At 64.8% G+C, this 18,595-nt stretch carries 17 protein-coding genes; 10 read left to right on the top strand and 7 right to left on the bottom strand.

The genetic code is table 11. The annotated features are described in order from the left end of the window. Nucleotides 1–43: 43 nt before the first annotated feature. The 7 genes from EWM57_RS00230 to EWM57_RS00200 form a co-directional block, all read right to left on the bottom strand. Complete coding sequence (locus EWM57_RS00230; protein WP_129919124.1) at nucleotides 44–940, bottom strand: cation diffusion facilitator family transporter; 897 nt, start codon at nucleotides 938–940, stop codon at nucleotides 44–46. Beyond that, on the bottom strand, nucleotides 937–3,198 hold the full coding sequence (locus tag EWM57_RS00225; protein ID WP_129919123.1) for a heavy metal translocating P-type ATPase: 2,262 nt from the start codon (nucleotides 3,196–3,198) through the stop codon (nucleotides 937–939). The genes EWM57_RS00230 and EWM57_RS00225 overlap by 4 nt, the downstream gene beginning before the upstream one ends. 50 nt (nucleotides 3,199–3,248) lie before the next feature. Continuing rightward, nucleotides 3,249–3,854: a hypothetical protein gene (locus EWM57_RS00220; RefSeq protein WP_129919122.1), complete on the bottom strand. Its 606-nt coding sequence runs from the start codon at nucleotides 3,852–3,854 to the stop codon at nucleotides 3,249–3,251. 45 nt (nucleotides 3,855–3,899) lie between these two features. Next, entirely contained in the window at nucleotides 3,900–5,111 is a 1,212-nt protein-coding gene (locus EWM57_RS00215) for an efflux RND transporter periplasmic adaptor subunit (protein WP_129919121.1), read from the bottom strand. Nucleotides 5,112–5,143: 32 nt separating this feature from the next. Next, nucleotides 5,144–9,625, bottom strand: coding sequence for a CusA/CzcA family heavy metal efflux RND transporter (locus EWM57_RS00210; protein ID WP_129919120.1), 4,482 nt, complete (start codon nucleotides 9,623–9,625; stop codon nucleotides 5,144–5,146). A 161-nt stretch (nucleotides 9,626–9,786) separates the two neighbouring features. Beyond that, the gene (locus EWM57_RS00205; RefSeq protein WP_129919119.1) at nucleotides 9,787–10,110 is read right to left on the bottom strand and encodes a DUF6660 family protein; all 324 of its coding nucleotides are present in this window, start codon (nucleotides 10,108–10,110) and stop codon (nucleotides 9,787–9,789) included. Between the two features lie 746 nt (nucleotides 10,111–10,856). Next, nucleotides 10,857–11,720 (bottom strand): transporter, encoded by an 864-nt coding sequence (locus EWM57_RS00200; RefSeq protein WP_129919118.1) that lies wholly within the window; start codon nucleotides 11,718–11,720, stop codon nucleotides 10,857–10,859. Nucleotides 11,721–12,113: 393 nt separating this feature from the next. Here EWM57_RS00200 and EWM57_RS00195 point away from each other — a divergent pair, with 393 nt between their 5' ends. The 10 genes from EWM57_RS00195 (at nucleotide 12,114) to EWM57_RS00150 (ending at nucleotide 18,584) form a co-directional block, all read left to right on the top strand. Then, entirely contained in the window at nucleotides 12,114–13,118 is a 1,005-nt protein-coding gene (locus tag EWM57_RS00195) for an ArdC family protein (protein ID WP_165370351.1), read from the top strand. A 79-nt stretch (nucleotides 13,119–13,197) separates the two neighbouring features. Next, complete coding sequence (locus EWM57_RS00190) at nucleotides 13,198–13,488, top strand: hypothetical protein (protein WP_129919116.1); 291 nt, start codon at nucleotides 13,198–13,200, stop codon at nucleotides 13,486–13,488. 100 nt (nucleotides 13,489–13,588) lie between these two features. Then, nucleotides 13,589–13,819: a hypothetical protein gene (locus EWM57_RS00185; protein WP_129919115.1), complete on the top strand. Its 231-nt coding sequence runs from the start codon at nucleotides 13,589–13,591 to the stop codon at nucleotides 13,817–13,819. A gap of 44 nt (nucleotides 13,820–13,863) precedes the next feature. Continuing rightward, complete coding sequence (locus EWM57_RS00180; RefSeq protein WP_129919114.1) at nucleotides 13,864–14,262, top strand: hypothetical protein; 399 nt, start codon at nucleotides 13,864–13,866, stop codon at nucleotides 14,260–14,262. A gap of 89 nt (nucleotides 14,263–14,351) precedes the next feature. Then, nucleotides 14,352–14,876 carry a hypothetical protein gene (locus EWM57_RS00175; protein ID WP_129919113.1) on the top strand — a complete coding sequence of 175 codons (525 nt, stop codon included), beginning with the start codon at nucleotides 14,352–14,354 and terminating at the stop codon, nucleotides 14,874–14,876. Nucleotides 14,877–15,173: 297 nt separating this feature from the next. Further along, the gene (locus EWM57_RS00170; protein WP_129919112.1) at nucleotides 15,174–15,668 is read left to right on the top strand and encodes a hypothetical protein; all 495 of its coding nucleotides are present in this window, start codon (nucleotides 15,174–15,176) and stop codon (nucleotides 15,666–15,668) included. Between the two features lie 77 nt (nucleotides 15,669–15,745). Further along, entirely contained in the window at nucleotides 15,746–16,024 is a 279-nt protein-coding gene (locus EWM57_RS00165) for a hypothetical protein (RefSeq protein WP_129919111.1), read from the top strand. 204 nt (nucleotides 16,025–16,228) lie between these two features. Beyond that, nucleotides 16,229–16,606, top strand: a complete 378-nt coding sequence (locus EWM57_RS00160; RefSeq protein ID WP_129919110.1) for an ArsR/SmtB family transcription factor — start codon at nucleotides 16,229–16,231, stop codon at nucleotides 16,604–16,606. Further along, the gene (merTP, locus tag EWM57_RS00155) at nucleotides 16,603–17,232 is read left to right on the top strand and encodes a mercuric transport protein MerTP (protein ID WP_129919109.1); all 630 of its coding nucleotides are present in this window, start codon (nucleotides 16,603–16,605) and stop codon (nucleotides 17,230–17,232) included. Before EWM57_RS00160 ends, merTP begins: the two co-directional genes overlap by 4 nt. Continuing rightward, entirely contained in the window at nucleotides 17,232–18,584 is a 1,353-nt protein-coding gene (locus EWM57_RS00150) for a dihydrolipoyl dehydrogenase family protein (RefSeq protein ID WP_129919108.1), read from the top strand. Before merTP ends, EWM57_RS00150 begins: the two co-directional genes overlap by 1 nt. The last annotated feature ends 11 nt before the right edge of the window (nucleotides 18,585–18,595 follow it).

The following is an 18,595-nucleotide window of genomic DNA, read 5'->3' as shown; positions in this document are numbered from 1 at the left end:
CGAGTGAAGGTGTTATCGCCACGCAATAGTGACCCGAGAGTCACTACAGATGGGTTTCGTGCTGGGCAAAGTCGCCGCGCTCCACCTGAATGGTGGCGTGCTGAATGGGATGCTTGGTGGTCACGTAGTCCTGGGCGCGGGTCAGCACGTCCTCGTGCCGGGCCTCGTCGGTCAGCACCACGTGCACACTCAGGGCATTCACGCCGGAGGTGAGCACCCAGGCGTGCAGGTCGTGCACGGCCGCCACGCCGGGCACCTGCAGCAGGCCCTGGCGCAACGTCTCCAGGTTCACGTCGGCGGGCGTGCCCTCCAGCAGCACGTTCACCGATTCCTTGAGCAGGGCCCAGGTGCGCGGCAGAATGAACAGCCCTATGCCGGCCGAGAGCAGCGGGTCGGCGTAGTACCACTTGGTGGTGAGCATGATGAGGCCGGCCACTATCACCCCCACGGACGTGAGCAGGTCGCTGAGCACCTCGAAGTAGGCCCCCTTCATGTTCAGGCTCTCACCCGCGCTTTTGCGCAGCAGATACACGCCGTAGAGGTTCACCAGCATGCCCACGCCGGCCACCCACCTCATGGTGCCGCTTTCTACTTGGGGCGGATTCAAAAACCGGAAATAGGCCTCGTAGAGGATGTAAATCGAAATCAGAATCAGCACTACCGCGTTGGTGAGGGCGGCCAGAATCTCGAAGCGGTAATAGCCGAACGTACGCTGCGCCGTGGCGGGCTTTTCGCCGAAGCGGATGGCCAGCAGGGCCAGCCCCACCCCGGCCACGTCGGTGAGCATGTGGCCAGCATCCGCCAGCAGGGCCAGGCTGCCCGTCCACCAGCCACCGACCACCTCGGCTACCAGGTAGGTCAGGGTCAGAAAAAAGACGATGGTCAGCGGGCGCTTGTTGCGCGCGGCGGCGCTGCCGCTCATGCCGTGGGTGCCACTCATGCGGCGGGGTCGTTGTGGTGATGCGGGCCCTGGCGCAATTGCTGCGGCATGCTTTCCACCACCGATGCCTGCCCGGGGCCTGCCCCTGTGCTCGGAGCCGGGGCTACCTCTTTCGTGGTGCCGGGGGTGGCGTAGTCCATGCGCTGAATGCGCACGGCGTTCAAAATGGCGAGCAGGGCCACCCCTACGTCGGCAAATACGGCTTCCCACATGGTGGCCAGGCCGCCGGCACCCAGCGCCAGCACGATGCCCTTCACGATAAAGGCCAGCCAGATGTTCTGCCACACCACGCGGTGGGTGGCGCGGGCAATGCGCCGGGCGGTGGCAATCTTGCTGGGGTGGTCGGTTTGAATGACCACGTCGGCCGTTTCGATGGTGGCATCCGAGCCCAGGCCGCCCATGGCAATGCCCACGTCGGCCAGGGCCACCACGGGCGCGTCGTTCACCCCGTCGCCCACGAAGGCGAGCTTGCGGCCGGCATCTTTGTACTGCTGCACGTAGCGCGCCTTGTCCTCGGGCAGCAGCCCGCCGTGGGCCTCGTCAATGCCCAGTTCCCGGGCTACGCGCTGCACGATGCTGTCCTTGTCGCCCGAGAGCATCACGATTTTAGTGATGCCGTCGGCCCGTAGCTCCTGCACCGTGCGGGCAGCATCCTCTTTGGGGGCGTCGGCCACGGTGAGGTAGCCGGCGTACTGGCCGTCCACGGCCGCCACCACAATGCTGTCCTGAATCTGGTCGACTTCGGCCGGGTACGCCACGTTAAATTTGGTCAGCAGCTTGGTGTTGCCAGCCAGCACGTCGTGCCCGTCCACGCGGCCGCGCAGGCCGTGGCCGCTGATTTCTTCTACGTTTTCCACGGTCACGCCCGTGGCGGCCGGGCCCACGTGCCCCACCACTGCTTTGGCAATGGGGTGGGTGGACTTGGTTTCCAAGGCTCCCACCAGGCGCAGCAACTGGGCTTGCTCCACTCCCACGGGCTGCACCTGCTGCACGGCAAACACGCCCTGCGTCAGCGTGCCCGTCTTGTCCATCACGACGGTGTCCAACTCGCGCATCACGTCCAGGAAGTTGGAGCCCTTGAAGAGAATGCCCGCTTTGGAAGCCGCCCCGATGCCGCCGAAGTAGCCGAGCGGAATGCTGATAACCAGCGCGCAGGGGCAGGAAATCACCAGGAACACCAAGGCCCGGTAGAGCCAGTCGCGGAACACGTAATCGTCCACGACGACAGCGGGCACGGCCACCAGCAGCACCGCCAGGAGCACCACAATGGGCGTGTAAATTTTGGCGAACTTGGTAATGAACTGCTGGGTTTTGGCCTTGCGGCCCACCGCGTCCTGCACCATGGCCAGAATCTTGGCCAGCTTGGTGTCCTTGTAATTGGCCGTCACGGCCACCTGAATCAGGCTTTCCAGGTTGACCATGCCGGCCAGCACCGGCTCGCCGGTCTGCTTGGTCTGGGGCACCGACTCGCCGGTGAGGGCCGCGGTGTTAAAGGATGCCGGTCCCTTCGCCAGCGTGCCGTCCAAGGCTACCTTCTCGCCCGGCTTCACCTCGATGGTGTCGCCCACCACCACTTCCTTGGGGTCAAGCACCACGCTCTGCCCGTTGCGGATAACCGTGACTTCGGTGGCCTGAATCTCCAGCAGGGCCTTGATGCTGCGCTTGGCCCGGTTCACGGCCGCGTCCTGGAACAACTCACCCACGGTGTAGAACAGCATCACGGCCACGCCCTCCGGGTATTCGCCGATGGCGAAAGCCCCGAGCGTGGCAATGCTCATGAGCAGAAACTCGTTGAACACGTTGCCCGAAGGGATGCTCTGCACGGCCGAGCGAATCACTTTCCAACCCACCAGCAGAAAGGCGATACCGTACCATACCAGACGCACGTAGCCGGTGAAAAACCCGACTTTGTAGTAGTCGAGGGCAATACCGGCCAGCAGCAGGGCGAAGCTCACGCCGGGCCACAGGTAGGGGTTGTCGCCGGCCGGGCCGTGGTCGTGGTCGTCGCCGCTGCCGTGGTCGTGCCCGGCGTGCTCGTCGGCGGCTGCACCCAGGTCCACGACCTTTTTGCCGGCGGGGTGGTGGTGGCCGCTATGGTCGTGCTCCGCATGGTCGTGGCCGGGCACGTCGTGGCCCTCGGGCGCAGTAGCTGCTTCAGGCGTGAGCTGGTCGCGGTTGAGCGCGCCCACGTTTTCGAGCTGCACCTGCTTGGCGGTGTTGAGCTCTTCGTCGGTGTTGGGGGAGGTTGGGTCAGGCATAAGACAAGGGAAGCATCAGGTTGAAAAATAAGGTGGGCGGGGCGGGGAACTTACCAGTCCACGAAGAAGCCGGCCACGCCCACTGCGACGAGCACGGCCCCGGTAAAGCGCCGCTCATGCCGGGCCAGGCCCGCGAGGTTCAGGCGGCGCAGGCCGGTGTAGGCCGCCGCTACCAGCGCGCTCATGGCCCCCACTGACACCACCAGGTAGGTGGCCATGAGCAGGGCCAGGGCCATGGGCCCCCGGGTGCCGGCGGCCAGAAAGAACGTTTGAATTTCCAGGCAGGGCGCCAGAAACATCGTCGCCGCCAGGCCCAGCACCACCCGGCCGCGGGGCCTGACGGCGGCCGGGTCCGGGTGGGTGTGACCCGGACCCGACAAGGCGTAGAGCATGCCGATGAGCACGAGCAGGGCCGGGGCCGCTACGCCAGCGAACTGCGAAAACTGCGCCGACAGGCGCCAGCCCAGCAACCCCAGCCCCAAACCCAGCAGCACCGTGCTCAGCACGTGGGCCAGGCCGGCAACCAGCGTCACGCCCACCGCCCGCCGCAGCGGCCAGCGCTCGGCCCGCGCCACGGCCAGCACCGGCGCCCAGTGGTTGGGAATCGCGGCGTGGAGCAGGCTAAGCAGCAGGCAACCGGTGAGCAGGTTTAGCATAAGCAGCGGTACGAAGCGGAACGTTAACTGGTCAGGGGTAGGGGGCTATTCTTCCTCCTCCGCATTCTTCAATTTGGCCAGCAGCGAGTAGGCCCCCTCCGTGACGATGCTCGCCGTCGTGGCACTCGTGCCGGCGGGCAATGTGACCTGCGTGTAGCCGTTTTCGCTGACGCCGGCTTCCACGGGCACCATGCGGTAGCGGGTTTCCTGCTTTTCACCCGCCTGGCGGCCATCGGCCACGAAAATGAAGCTCTTGCCCCCAAACTGCACCAGCGCCTTGTCGGGCAAGGCCGGCACGGTGGCCGAGTTGGTTTCGATGATGGCCCGCACGTAGGTGCCGGGCAGGCGGCTGGCGTCCTCGTGGCGCAGGTGGGCGTACACCCGCACGGTGCGGTCCTCGCCCACGGTGCGGCCAATCAGGTAGATTTTGGCCTGGTGGTCGGCGCCCACCGAGTCGTTGGCCAGCGAGTAGCGCACGGTCTGGCCGGTGCGCAACTGCGGTACGTCTTTCTCGAACACGTTGAGCACCACGTCCAGGTGGCCGGGGTCGATGATTTCAAACAGCACGTCGGTCGCCGTCACGCTCTGGCCCGCACTCACGTTGACGGCCTTCAGGAAGCCGCCGCGCGGGGCTTTCACCGGGGCGGAGGTCGTGAGCTTGCCGCCCACGGGTAGCCCGGCTAGGCGCAGGCGCGCAGCCTGGGCTGCTACCTGCGCCTGCAGGGCCTTGTATTCGGCCCGGGCCCGCTGATAGTTTTTCTGCGGGGCCACTTCCTGTTTGTACAGCTCTTCCTGGCGCTCGTACTCGGAGCGGGCATACTCCAGCTGACTGCTGGTTTCCAGGTAGTTCTGCTGCAACTCCAGAAACTCGGGGTTGCGGATGGTGGCCAGCACCTGCCCGGCCTGCACCCGGGAGCCCTGCAGCAGGGTGGTGCGCTCGACGATGCCGCCGAGCAGGGCGCTGACGGTCACCGCGTTTTCGGGCGGCGCGTCGAGCGTGCCGTTCACTTTCAGGCCCCCGCTGAGCACGCGGTCCTCCACCTTGCCCAGGCGGATGCCGGCCGAGCGCTGCTCCTCGGGCGAGAGGGTGGTTTGGGTGGGCTCTTTTTCCTCCGCGCCTTCGGCCGCGGGCTTGTCATTCGTTGTGGCTACGGCGGGCGTTTCGGTAGCCGCTTCGCTGGGGGTATTCTCTTTTTTATCGGTGCCGCAGCCGGCCAGGGTCAGGCCCAGCAGCGTCAGGAATGCAATTTTATTCATGGGGAAATTCACAAGTCAGGAGAAAAGAGACGTTACTGGGCCGTGCTGTTGAGCAGGTAGTCCAGCTCGATAACCGTTTGGTTGTGCTCCAACAGCACTTCCAGGTAAGCCGTACGCAGATTCAGGGCCCGCTCCAGGTTGAGCAGGTACTCGCTGTAGCCGGTTTCGCCGGCCTTGAAGGCCCGGGTGCTCAGTTGCACAATCACGTTGGCCTGGGGCAGGGCCGTTTGCTGGTAGAAGTTCAGGCGCTGCTGCTGCTCGGCGTGGCGGGCCACCAACTCGTCTTGCCGACCGGCCAGTTCGGCCAGCTGCCGCCGGTACGAGGCGGTGGCCACCTGCTCCTGGAGCTTAGCGGCCTGCACCCGGCTTTTCTGGGGGCCGCGCAGGATGGGAATGCCCACCGAGCCCTGGACTCCCTGGAACCGGTTGCTGCCGGAATAGTAACGCTCATCCCCTCCTACCCCACCGATGGTCTGCGGGCCGATGAGCGACTGATTGAAATAGCCCAGCGTGACGTTGGGCAGCCCTTGGGCCTGCTCGGCGCGCGTGGCCGCCTGGCGCTGGGCAATCAGCTGGCGCAAGACCTGGGCATCCGGGTTTTGGGCCAGGCGGGTCGTGTCGCCCGCCGCCGGCAGCACCACGGGTTCCAGGGGACGCAGCAGACTATCTGCCACGTCCACTACCTGCGCCTGTTGCAGCAGGGCCTGTAGCTGGCGCTGGGCCACCTGGTAGCCCGTGCGGGCCTGCCGAATCAGGGCGCGGGTTTCGCCCTGCTGCACCAGGGCCGTGGCCGGTTCGAGCCGGGCCACTTCGCCGGTTTTAAAGCGCAGGTTGGCGGCTCGCAAAAACTCAGAGTACAGGCTGTCCTGGCCGCGCAGCACCTTGAGGCGGTGGCGGGCGTAGACGGCCTGCTCGTAGCTCAGGCGCACCTGCCGCCGCAGGTCGGCCTGCACCTGAGCCAGCTGCAACTGCTGCCCCCCTACCTGCGCGTCCAGCAGCCGGGCCTGGCTGCGGTACACCCCCGGCAAGGAGAAGGTTTGGCTGACGTTGAACTGGTTGTCGTTGCGGTAGGTGTTGTACTGCCCGTAGGTAACGCCAAGGGTGGTGCGGCCCAGGTCGGTGGCCGTGCGGCGCAGGGCCTGCTGGGCTTCGAGCGAGCGTTGGGCTACCTGCACCGTGCCGTTGGCCTGCAGGGCCTGGGTGACGGCCTGCTGGGCCGTGAACGGGGTGCCGCCGACCGTCAGCTGCGGTTGCTGGGCTTGGCCCGTAAGCGGGAAAGCGAGCAACAGCAGGGCTATGGCCCCGGCTACCAGCGGGGTGGTTGGCGCAGCACCCGGCACCGTGGTCGGCGCCTCCTCGTGCAAGTCCTGCTCGTCATCGGCCGATTTCTTCACCCGGCTTTCCACCAAAGCATACAGAATCGGCAGCACCAGCAGCGTGAGTAGCGTGGCCGTCACCAGGCCGCCGATGACGACGGTGGCCAGGGGGCGCTGGACTTCGGCCCCGGCCGAAGTGGCCAGGGCCATGGGCAGAAAGCCCAGCGAGGCGACGGTGGCCGTCATCAGCACGGGTCGCAGGCGGGTGGCCGTGCCCTGCAGAATGCGCTCGGTCAAGTCGGTCACGCCCTCTTTCTTGAGCTGATTGAAGTAGCCGATGAGCACTACGCCGTTGAGTACGGCTACCCCAAACAGGGCAATAAAGCCTACCCCGGCCGAGATGCTGAACGGCATGCCGCGCAGCCAGAGCGAGAGCACCCCGCCGATGGCCGAGAGGGGAATCGCCGTGAAAATCATCGTGGCCTGCAGCAGGGAGCGGAAGGTGAAGAAGAGCAGCGCAAAAATTAGCAGCAGGGCCACCGGCACGGCGATGCTCAGGCGCTGGGAGGCTTCGCGCAGGTTCTCAAACTGCCCGCCGTAGGTGGTGTAGTAACCCGGGGCGAGCTTGAGCTGCTGGTCCACCTTGCCCTGCAACTCTTCCACCACGCTTTCCACGTCGCGGCCCCGCACGTTGAAGGCCACGGTGATGCGGCGCTTGGCGTCGTCGCGCTGAATCTGGTTGGGGCCTTCCACCAGGCTCACGTCCGCTACCTGCTCCAGGGGAATCTGCTCGCCGCGCGGCGTGGCCACAAACAGCTGGCGTACACTCTCAATGTCCTTGCGCAGGGCCGGGGGCAGGCGCAGCACGAGGTCAAAGCGGCGCTCCTGCTCAAATACCTGCCCGGCGCTCTGCCCGGCAAAGGCCGTCTGCACCGTGCGGTTCACGTCTTCCACGTTCAGGCCGAACTGGGCCAGCTTGTTGCGGTCAAGCTTGACGACGATTTGCGGCAGGCCGGTCACCTGTTCCACGTACACGTCCTCGGCCCCCTGCACCTGCCGCACGAGCGCGGCCGTGCGGGCGGCGTAGTCGGCCAGCTGGTCCAGGTCCTCGCCGTAGATTTTAAGCACCACGTCCTGCTTGGCGCCGGAAATAAGCTCATTAAAGCGCATCTGGATGGGCTGCTGAAAACCGAAGGTGACGCCCGGAATCACGCTCAGGGCGTGGGCCATCTTCTCGGCCAGCTCCGCTTGCGACGTGGCCGACGTCCACTCCTTGGGGTCTTTAAGCGTGACCATCACGTCGGCCGCTTCCACCGGCATGGGGTCGGTGGGAATTTCGGCGGCGCCAATCTTGGCCACCACTTCCTTGACTTCGGGGAATTGCTTTTTCAGAATGCCCCCGGCTTGGTTGGCTTTTTCAATGGTGTAGCTCAGCGACGAGCCCGTGAGCACCCGCATCTCGATGGCGAAGTCGCCCTCGGAGAGTTGGGGAATGAACTCGCCGCCCAGCGTGCGGAACAGCAGGATGGTGCCCACCAGCAGGGCCACGGCCGTACCCAGCACGATGGCCTTGCTACGCAGGGCCCAGCTAATCAGGGGGCGGTAGCGGGCTTCGAGCCAGCTCATCATCTTATCGGAGAAGGTGCGCTTGGGCGTCGTGTTGCGGCTCAAGCCCAGCGCGGCCATCATCGGCACGTAGGTGAGCGAGAGAATCAGGGCGCCCACGATGGCAAAGGCCACGGTCTGGGCCATGGGCTTAAACATCTTGCCTTCAATACCGGACAAGGCCAGCAAGGGCAGGTACACAATCAAGATGATGACCTCCGGGAAACCGGCCGAGTCGCGGATGCCGGCGGCGGCGTGGTACGTCTCATCGTCCATCTGCCGCTGGCTGAGCAGGCCGCTCTTGGCGTGGCCCGCGCCGGCGTGACCCGAATGCAGGCGATGGATGATGGCCTCCACGATAATGACGGCCCCGTCCACCACCAGGCCAAAGTCAATGGCCCCGAGCGAGAGCAGGTTGCCCGACACGCCGAAGAGCTGCATCATGGCAATGGCAAAGAGCATGGCCAGCGGAATCACGGAGGCCACCACCAGGCCCGCGCGCAGATTGCCCAGGAAGAGCACCAGCACGAAAATCACGATGAGGGCACCCTCAATCAGGTTTTTGGTGACGGTGTGAATCGCCCGCCCCACCAGGTCGGAGCGGTCCAGGTACACGTCCACGGTGACGCCTTCGGGCAGGGACTTGCGCACGGTTTCCATACGCTCCTTGACGGCCTTGATGACCTCGTTGGCGTTGGCCCCCTTGAGCATGAGCACGATGCCGCCGGTCACTTCGCCTTCGTTGTTGCGGGTCATGGCACCGTAGCGGACGGCCGAGCCCAGACGGATGTTGGCCACGTCACGCACCAGAATGGGCAGCCCGGAAGTCGTGCTTTTCACGACGATGTTGCCGATGTCCTGGGGGTTGGTGACCAGCCCCTCGGTGCGGATGGCGTACGCCGTCGGGTTCTTATCCAGGTAGGCCCCGCCGGTGTTCTGGTTGTTGCGCGAGACGGCCTGGTAGACTTCGTCCACGGTAATGTTGAGGGAGCGCAGCCGCTCCGGGTCCAGGGAAACTTCGTATTGCTTGAGCAAGCCGCCGAAGCTGGCCACGTCGGCCACGCCTTCGGTGCCCAGCAGCTGGCGCCGCACAATCCAGTCCTGAATCGTGCGTAGCTCGCGGGCGTCGTACTTCTTTTCGTAACCGGGCTTGGCCCGCACCAGGTACTGGTAGATTTCGCCCAGGCCGGTGGAAACGGGGGCCAGCTCGGGCCGGCCGACGCCGGCCGGAATCTGGCTTTCGGCTTCGCGCAAGCGCTCGGCCACCTGCTGGCGGGCCCAGTAAATGTCAATGCCATCCTCGAAGACGATGGTCACGACCGAAAGGCCGAAGCGGGAGAAGGAGCGCACGTTGTCCTCGCCCGGAATCGTGGCCACGCTTTGTTCAATGGGGAAAGACACCAGCCGCTCGATGTCGTTGGCGGCCAGCGAAGGGGCCACCGTGTAGACGACGACCTGGTTGTTGGTGATATCGGGCACCGCGTCGATGGGGAGGCGGTAGAGCGAGTAGCCGCCCCAGGCCATGAGCGCCAGGGTCAGCAGCCCGATGATGAGCTTGTTGTGAATGGAAAAATAAATCAGCCGGTTGAGCATGCTGGCGTGGGGGTAAGACTAGAAATCCTGAGAAGAAGGCGGCCGGAGCGCAAGAAGCTCAACGGCGGCGGGGCCGGCAGGGCACAACACGTGCGCATGCGCCAACGGGACCGGGCACAGTAGCGTGCCCGGTCCCGCGACGGAACCGGAAAAACAGGAAACTAGGCTTGGGGGGGCTGCCAGATGCTGCCCGCCCGCTCCCGGGGGGCGGGGGGCGCGAGCCGGGCAAACCGGCCCGGCGGGATAAAGAAGGGTGGTTTAGCCGTCAGGGCAACAACCGTAGCCGTGGGCAGCGAGGTGCCCGAGCAGCACTGGCACTGGCACAAAGGCGAGCACCAGTCCAGGCGGGAGTGGGCCTCGGATTCGTGTTCCGTGGCCGCGACGTACGTTTCCGTGCCGCTGACCCGCACCGGGGCCGTGTCTGCGCAGGGCAGACAAGCCAGCAAGGCCAGGTAAAACGCAAAGAACACGGAAAAGAAACGCATGTCGGAAAGACGGGACGGTGCAAACCTACGGAATGTGCGCCAATAAGGATACGTACCGGGCTAATCAGGCCGCCGGCAGGATAAGGTCTGCGAGTGAATCAGCCACTGCCCCTGCTGGCAGGTAAGTACGGAAATAACGGTGTAACAGCGCCGGCGCCGGCGACGCGCTGCCGCCGAAACGGGCTCAGACAGGCAATAAGTTTCCACGGCCAGCGCGCGGGCCGAGTCCGGCAGAACACTCACCTGGTAATCCTGCGGCAGCGGGGCCGGGCGGCACCAGCCGCGGCAGCCGGCCAGCCGCACAAAGCGGGCGCGTACGGGCCGCTCCGCCTGATTCACTATCCAGCCCGATGGCGTAAACGCCGCCACGGCTGCCGCCGAGTCACCCGCTTGCCGTGCGCGGCGATAGACCAGAAGCGTTTGCCGCACGGCAGCCTCGACCACAGGGGTGCGGCTTGGTTCGTCCGCGGGCAGAGCAGCTGGGAGCCGAGGTGCTGCCAGCATCGGCAGGGCTAGCGCGGCCAGCCGAAAATAAGCGGGAAGAAAAACGGAAAAGCGGCCTAGATGCATAGTGACCAGCACGAGCGGCGGGCTAATAAAGTTATATGGGTGGGCAATACCAGCTTGGAGGCCTGCGTCAAGACAGACCGCTGAACGCGGGGAGAACATCCAGAGGCCCGACGTTACCTGGAACAGCTTGCGGCCCCTTGCATAGTACTGCCTTGATACAGGGGCTGATTTACATCTCAGCGCCGAAAACTCAAGCCCAGGAAATAGCTGGTCTCCGTGGCCTGGGTAAGGGCCAGGTTCACCCCCAGGTCCAGTTGCACGTTGTCGGTCACCCGCCAGATGGGACCACCGTTGAGCGTGGCCGTCCAGGCCGGCGCCCGCGTGTCCCAGGCGGCGGCCACTTCGAGAAAGCCGCCGAGGGTGCGGTACAGGTCGTGGCCCACCGTCACGGTAGGGGCTAACTCCAGGTAATGTGCCTGCGCTTCCGGGTCGCGGTTCCAGGAAGCCTGCAGTTGAGAGCCAAACGACCAGTCGCGGGGCAGCTGCCACGCGAAAGGGGCTACGAGGCCGCCTTCCCAGGCCCGGTTGCCGCAGCTGCGTCCGGTGGGCAGTTTCACAAAAGGCATCAGCGCCAGGGCGGTGGCGCCCCCGTCGTTGCCCCAGAGGTTGCGCTTGAGGCGCAGGGTTACGTCACCGAAGCCGGCGCGGCGCACGGGCTGCTCGGCGTCTTCGGTCTGGATGGTGTAGGAGTCCACCACCACCTGCAGGTCCATCTGCCGGGTCAGGCCCAGCTTGATATTGGCGTGGTTGAAGGCCAGCTGCTGACTGGCCTCGCCGTAAAACCGTTGCTGGCCCAGGCGGACTACATCCGTTTCCACCTGAAAGTGGCCCGCGTCCACCGAGTAGGCGCTTTCGGTGGCATCGGGTCGGTCGGTGCTCATGGGCCGCAAGCGGGCGCGCGGTACCGGACGGAAAAGCGAGTAGCGTTGCCGGCTGAGCAGCAGCGAGTCACGGTCAGTAAGTTGGAGGGGTTGCTGGGCTAGTGCGGGCGTGCCATGTAGGTAGAGCACCCCACTCAGAAACGTAGGAAGTCGAAGCATGCAGGCGTATTTAAGGGTGTTTTTAAGCTAATCTAAATAAATTTTTAGACTATCCTAAATACTGCTACCGTGCACGAAAGGTTTACTCAGTTTCTCACTGGCCTCAGGTAAGGCCGCGTCAACTGGTACGTAACTGCCTCATCACTTCTGGGCACATTCCCGGCCCCTTTTACAATATCCTACTCTACCGCTAGGCTACCCAACAGCAGGCTGGGGGGCGGCTTGCACTTATAAAAAGTGGTTTTTAAAACCCGGCTCCGTAGGGGGGCAGTAGGAAAAGAAGGGTGAATAAAAATAGCAAAAAGATATAAAATAAAGAGCAAAAAGTAAACTACGGGGCGGGTATTTTCGTTTAATATGTATAACGAACGCTCACAAAAACAGCGCTTTAGTATGAAAAAGACCCGCAAGCCCGCCACCCGTAAAGCTGCCGCCGCTACTCCCCGCCCCGATGTGTACCAGATTGTGACCGACCGGATTGTGGCGGCGCTGGAAGGCGGCGTAATTCCGTGGCGCAAGCCGTGGAGCGCGGTATATGGGCTGCCCCGCAACTACGCGACCGGTGCGGCTTACTCGGGCATCAACGCCTTTCTGCTGCACTTTAGCGGGGCCCTGCCTTTCTTTCTGACCTTCAAGCAGGCGCTGGCCTTGGGCGGTAATGTGCGCAAGGGTGCCAAAGGGCATCCGGTGGTGTACTACAACGTGTCGGTGCGCGAGAACGAGCAGACCGGCAAAGAGGAAAAGCTGCCCTTCCTGAAGTACTACACGGTGTTTTCGGTGGAAGACATCGAGGGCATTGAGTTTGACCTGCCCGCCGTGGAGCGCCACAACCACACGCCCATTGAGGCGGCCGAAGCCATCGTGAGCAGCTGGGAAGGGCGCCCTGCCATTGAGCACCGGCACCAGCGTGCCTACTACGCCCCGGCGCTGGACCTGGTCAACATGCCCGCGCGGGATACCTTCACCACGGGCGAAGGCTACTACGCCACCCTGTTTCACGAGTTGACCCACAGCACCGGCCACGCTTCCCGGCTGGACCGCCCGGACCTGACGGCCGGCGAGGGCAAGCTTTCGGCCAGCTACGCCCGCGAGGAGCTGACGGCGGAGATGGGCGCGTCGTTTCTGTGCGCGGCCGCCGGCCTCAACACCGAGCAGACCGAAGCCAATGCCGTGGCCTATATCCAGACGTGGCTGGAGCGGCTCAAAAACGACAAAAAACTGGTGTTGCAGGCGGCCAGCAAGGCCCAGCGCGCCGCCAAGCTGATTCTGGGCGTGCCGGAGGAAGGGGAAGCCGTGCCCGCCCCTGCTCCTGCCCGCGTGCTGGAATTCGCCCACGAAGAAGACGAAATCAGCCGGCAATACCGGGAAGCGGAGCTCAGCTGGCTGGCCGCGGCCTGAGTACTGCCGCGGGCGGCCGCTACCGGCGGCCGCCCAGCCGGCTGGTCCCTGATGCTCCCATTACCTTCCCCACCGCCCCATGAATGCAAGCGAAGCCCCCGTTTTCGGGGACCCTGAATGGAACCGGTACCGTGCCCGGGTGGCCGAAGCGCTGACCGACGTAGAAGCCGACATGCAGCAGCGCGGCTACGGCCTCAACCTCGAAGGCCTGACGCTGGAAGTAGCCGAGCGCCTGCCGCTGGGCGTGGCCACGGTGGAGGATTTTCAGGTGCTGGAAGCCTTGGTAAAGGCCCTGCGTCCCATCGCCCGCGAGGCCGTCCGCGCCACGCGCGAGCAGCAGGGCGGGCAGTTTGTGCTGCTGCTGCTTTAATCCACTTACCCCATCAAGATGACGATTCCCCACAATTTGACCGTTGGCGACGCCGTGCTCTACCCCCGCGAGCAGGCGGTAGGCCTGGTTTACGAGGTTTATGAGCGCGGCCCAGGCCAGCGTGCTCAGTGACGGCCGCGACCTGAGCGGCTTCAGTGCCGAGGAGGCCGACCAGTTCCTGCAGCCCTTGGGCCCGACCGGCCTGACTTACGAATTCACCCACGTCGGGCAGCTGCGCGCCGACTACCACCGCGGCCGGTTTGCCCAGGCTTTTGCCACGGCCCGACTGCTGGCCGGCTTCCGGGACATTCGCTACCTGAATGCGCGCTGAGCAGCGCCGGCGCTTTGGCTTTCCTTCACCCCTACCCTACTCATATGACTCAGTCCCTGAAATCCGCTCCCTTAGCTAATCCCTTCCCGCCCCAGCAGGCCTACTTGGCCATTGAGCAGAAACCCGCTGACGCCGCCGAAAAGCGCCGCCTGGATTCCCTGCGCCGGCACGTGCAGGCCCACACCCACACCACCGATTTGCGCGGGCTGGCGGGGGCAGTGAAGAAATTGCTGGGCACCGGCTACGAGGTCGGTTGCGGCAGTGCCCACATCTGGATGCTGCGCGCGGGCGAAACCGCGCGCCTGGCCATCGTGGCCGACCGGCTGACGACTGCCTACCGGGACTGGTTTAAGCCCTCGCTGGGGCAGACGCCCGCAACCAGCTGGAACCCGCACCGGCGCCTGGCAATTCCAGGGGTACCACCGGCTGCCGGCCCGTCCTGAAGGCGGGCCCCTGCGAAGGCGGCTGATTTGGCTCGGGCAGCAGAAAACCGTTTCTTTTGGCTTATAAAACCTATTAATTCGGCCGGCCCGTGTACGTATTCAAATTAGGGGAGCCCTACCCGGTGCACAACCAGGCCAATGGGCAGGAAAAAGCCCGCGCGGATTTGACGCCCACGTTCTTCAACGTGGTCTACTACATCCTCAACCCCAAGCCAGCTGAGGTGCAGCACTGGCGCGGCTGCTTCGAGTACGGCATCTGTGAAGCCGCGCCGGGGGTGCCATTTATCATTACCCGGTTTCCGGCCGCAAACTGGGTGTTCGATGTGACCCTGAACTGGCACCACATGGCCGACCCGGCCGAGCGGGCGGCTTGGCCTGAGCACGACGAGCCCACTACCCTCACCTTTGTGCTGCTCGATGCGCGCACCAACCAACTGCTGGCTTTCCGGCAACTGCCCGCCGCGCCGCAGTTTGTGGAACTGGTGCGGCAGGCGGCCCGCCGGCAGCTTACGCGTTTTCCGGACCGCCACGCGGTCGAGGAGGCCATTGCCCAGGCCGAGCTCATGCCTCTGCCGCTGATGGCCCGGCAGGCAACCATGTTTGCCGTGAACTAAGTGCTGTTATTTCGGGCGCAACAGCTGAGCCATCCCGTTGCACCTGGGGGGCTTGAGAGTGCTGGGCAGTGGGGCAAAGAAGGTGTGATTAAAAGAGCAAAAAGATATTTAATTTAGCGCAAAAAGAGAACTTGAGGCTGCGTTAAGTCGTTTACTATACAGAAGCAATTAGCAACAAATCAGCTCTGTATCATGGAAAAAGCCCCTGTTCCAACGCGCCCGCAGTCCCTGCTCTTTAGCCTGCATAACACGGAACTGGTAAAGCCGGGAGGAGTTAATTTCCCCCTCCCTCCCCGCTTGTTTCTGCGCACCCGCGCCGGCCAGCCCACCCAGATTGTGGCCTTGTGTGGCACTACCGGCAACCTCTTCCCCACCACAACCTACGACCGCAGTCCGCTGCAGGTGGTGGGCGCGCTGGAATACCCCTCCCGGGAGGCGCTGGGGGAATACTTCCGGAGCCAGCACGCCGCGATGCTCCCCGCCGAGGGCGCGGCCATGCTGCTGGGCGTGGATGGCAGCGTGCGCGAGGTGCGCCCAGAGAAAGGCCGCAAAACCTTCCCGCTAGCCCAGCTGTGCGCGGCGCTGGAAGCAAACTACATCGACGTGCATTGCCCGCAGCACGGACCCTACGAGGGATATATCCTCGTGTTTGACGACGAGGGCAAAGACCGCCGGCCCATCAACCCGCTGGCCACGGCCGCCTGGTTTGAGACTTACCCGCTCGACCAGTACGCCCCCGTGGACGTAGTGGCCGGCCCGGTGCTGCTGATGAAGTCCAACCTGATGCGCTAACGCCGCCCGCACCCGGCCGCTCCGGCAGAATCCGGGGCGGCTGAGCGCGCGCCTGGCATCACTTTACCCAGTCCCTCATGCCTGCATCATCCCAGTTGCGCGGGACCCTGGAAGTCGAGGCACTGCGCGCCGAGTTGCGCTGCATCTTGCAGCACCCCGCCATTACCCTGGCCCGTCAGCAATCCGCCGAGGACTACATCAGCCGGTGCACGGCCGCAGAGCAACTGCGGCAGTGGCTGGCGCTGGCCGTTGCCGAGTGCGGACGCTGGGAAGAGCAGGCCCTGGCCACGGAAGCGGCCCAGTGCGGCGGCCGCCACCGGTTGCTGCTCTGGGGTGAGCCCTCGGGTCAATGGTAAGGGCCGGTAGCAAGGCAAGTGCGAATGCATCGCCGGCCCGATTTTGGCCTTGAATAAAAGTTTGGTGCAAATGTTACTTCGCCATTAGGACAGCCAAAAGTTCGTCACTAAGCTTAGTAGGAGAGCATGAACGACTAATGGTGAACCTTTTTATTTTAGCTTTTGCTTAATTAAGCGAATGCTACCTTTGCCAAAATCGTTTTCATGAAATCTACCGCGTGTATCCGGGTGTTTGCCGACACCAACCACATTCGGCAATGCCAAACGCGCCTGGCTCACGTCGAGCCGGCCCTTCAGTCGCTGGCTTCCGTCCTGGCCCTGGCCGGCAACGAGGTGCGCCTGAAAATTCTGTTCCTGCTGGCCGATGAGCAGCAGTTATGCGTGTGTGACATCGCCGACGTGCTGCAAATGACCGTTTCGGCCGTCTCGCAGCACCTGCGCAAGCTCAAAGACGGCGGCGTGCTGCACGCCCACAAGGTTGGCCAGACGGTGTTCTACGCCCTCAGCCAGCCCCATTTGCCCGTCCTGCAACCGCTGCTGGCCGGCTTGTCGGCCGCGCCTTCTCCCCAACCCGCCCAATGAACCAGTCCCCTTCTTCCGCCGACAAGCCCCTGGTGGGCGCGGGCCTGCTGGCCGCGCTGGCCGCCTCGCTGTGCTGCATCACCCCCTTGCTGGCCATCGTGGGCGGGCTGGGCGGCGTGGCCTCGTCCTTCTCCTGGCTCGAACCCTTTCGGCCCTACTTCATTGCGCTCACGGTGGGCGTGCTGGGCTTCGCCTGGTATCAGAAGCTCAAGCCCCGGCTGGCCGATGACTGCGGCTGCGCCGTGGACGCCAAACCTTCCGTGCTGCAATCCAAGGGCTTTTTAGGTGTCGTGACCGTGCTGGCGGCGTCGCTGCTGGCCTTTCCCTACTACGGGGCGCGTCTGTACCCGACGGCACCCGTACCGGCGTCCGCAGTGGCCACTACCGGGGCCGCTCCGGTCTGGCAAACGGTGAATTACCGCATCGGGGGCATGACCTGCGACGCCTGCGCGAAACACGTTGAGCACGCGGTGCAGCAGCTGCCGGGCGTGCAGGCCGTGACCGTCTCCTACGACCAGGGCACCGCGCAGGTACGCTTCGACGCGGCCAAAAGCCCCGCCGCGCAGGTCGCGCAAGCCATCAACGGCACCGGCTACCACATTCTACCCGCCAACGCGCCCCGCTAATGGAAACGACCGACTTTGACGTGCTCGTTATCGGAACGGGCGAAGGGGGCACCACGGCCGCGCAAAAGTGCGCCAAGGCCGGTAAACGCGTGGCCATCGTGGACGTGCTGCCCTTTGGGGGCACCTGCGCCCTGCGTGGCTGCGACCCCAAAAAGGTACTCATCGGCGCGGCCGAAACGGTGGCCCGCTCCCGGCACATGTTGGGCCACGGCCTGGACACGGCCGCGACGGTGGCCTGGGCTGACCTGATGCGCTTCAAAAACAGCTTCACCGGCAAGGTGCCGGCCGGCCGCGAAGCCAGCTTGCAAAAGGCCGGTATCGCCACGTACCACGGCCTGGCCCGCTTTACTGGCCCCCACGCGGTGCGGGTGGGCGACCAGGAGCTGCGGGCAAAGCAATTCATCATCGCGGCGGGGGCGCGGCCCCGGCCGCTCGGCATTCCGGGCGAAGAATTGCTAGTGGACAGCACGGCCTTTTTGGAGTTGGCGGAGTTGCCGGCCGACCTCACCCTGATTGGCGGCGGGTACATCGCCTTCGAGTTTGCCCACCTGGTGGCCCGCTGCGGGGTTGCTGCCCGCATCCTGCACCGGGGGGCGCGGCCCCTGGAGCACTTCGACGCGGACCTAGTGGCCCACCTGGTCACGGCTTCCCGCGAGGCCGGCATTGAAGTGGTGTTGGGCACGGCCGTGACCGGCATCGAGCAGGAGCCGGGCGGGCGCTTGCGGCTGCGGGCCGAATCGGGCGGGCACGCCGCGGACTACTCGGCGGCGATGGCCGTCCACGCGGCGGGCCGTGAACCCAACCTGGCCGCGCTGGACCTGGACCGGGCCGGCGTCGCGTATGGCCCGGCGGGGGTCACCGTCAACGAGTTTTTGCAAAGCACCTCCCACCCCGACGTGTACGCCGCGGGCGACGCGGCGGCCTCGGGCCTGCCCCTGACGCCGGTTGCCGCCAAAGCGGCATTCGTGGCGGCCAGCAACCTGCTCAAAGGCAACTACACGCCCGTTTCCTACGGCGCGGTGCCCACGACGGTCTTTAGTCACCCGCCACTCGCGGCCGTGGGCCTGACGGAAGCCGAAGCCACCCGGCAAGGGCTCAAATTCACCGCCAAGAGCGAACTCACCACCGATTGGTTTACCGCCCGCCGCCTGCGCGAACCCGTCTCGGCTTACAAGGTGCTGGTGGAAGAAGGCAGCGGCCAGGTGCTCGGCGCGCACCTGCTCGGCCCCAACGCCGACGAGGTAATCAACCTGTTCGCCGTGGCCATGCACGCCAAGCTGCCGGCCCGCGAACTGCAAAAGCTGGTCTTCGCCTACCCCACCAGTGCGTCCGATATTGTCTACATGCTCTAATTCCCCTGCTC

The organism is Hymenobacter persicinus (genome assembly GCF_004167665.1).
Lineage (GTDB): Bacteria > Bacteroidota > Bacteroidia > Cytophagales > Hymenobacteraceae > Hymenobacter > Hymenobacter persicinus.
Note: the sequence above shows the minus strand (reverse complement) of the source record. Positions and strands in the feature narration are given on the sequence as shown.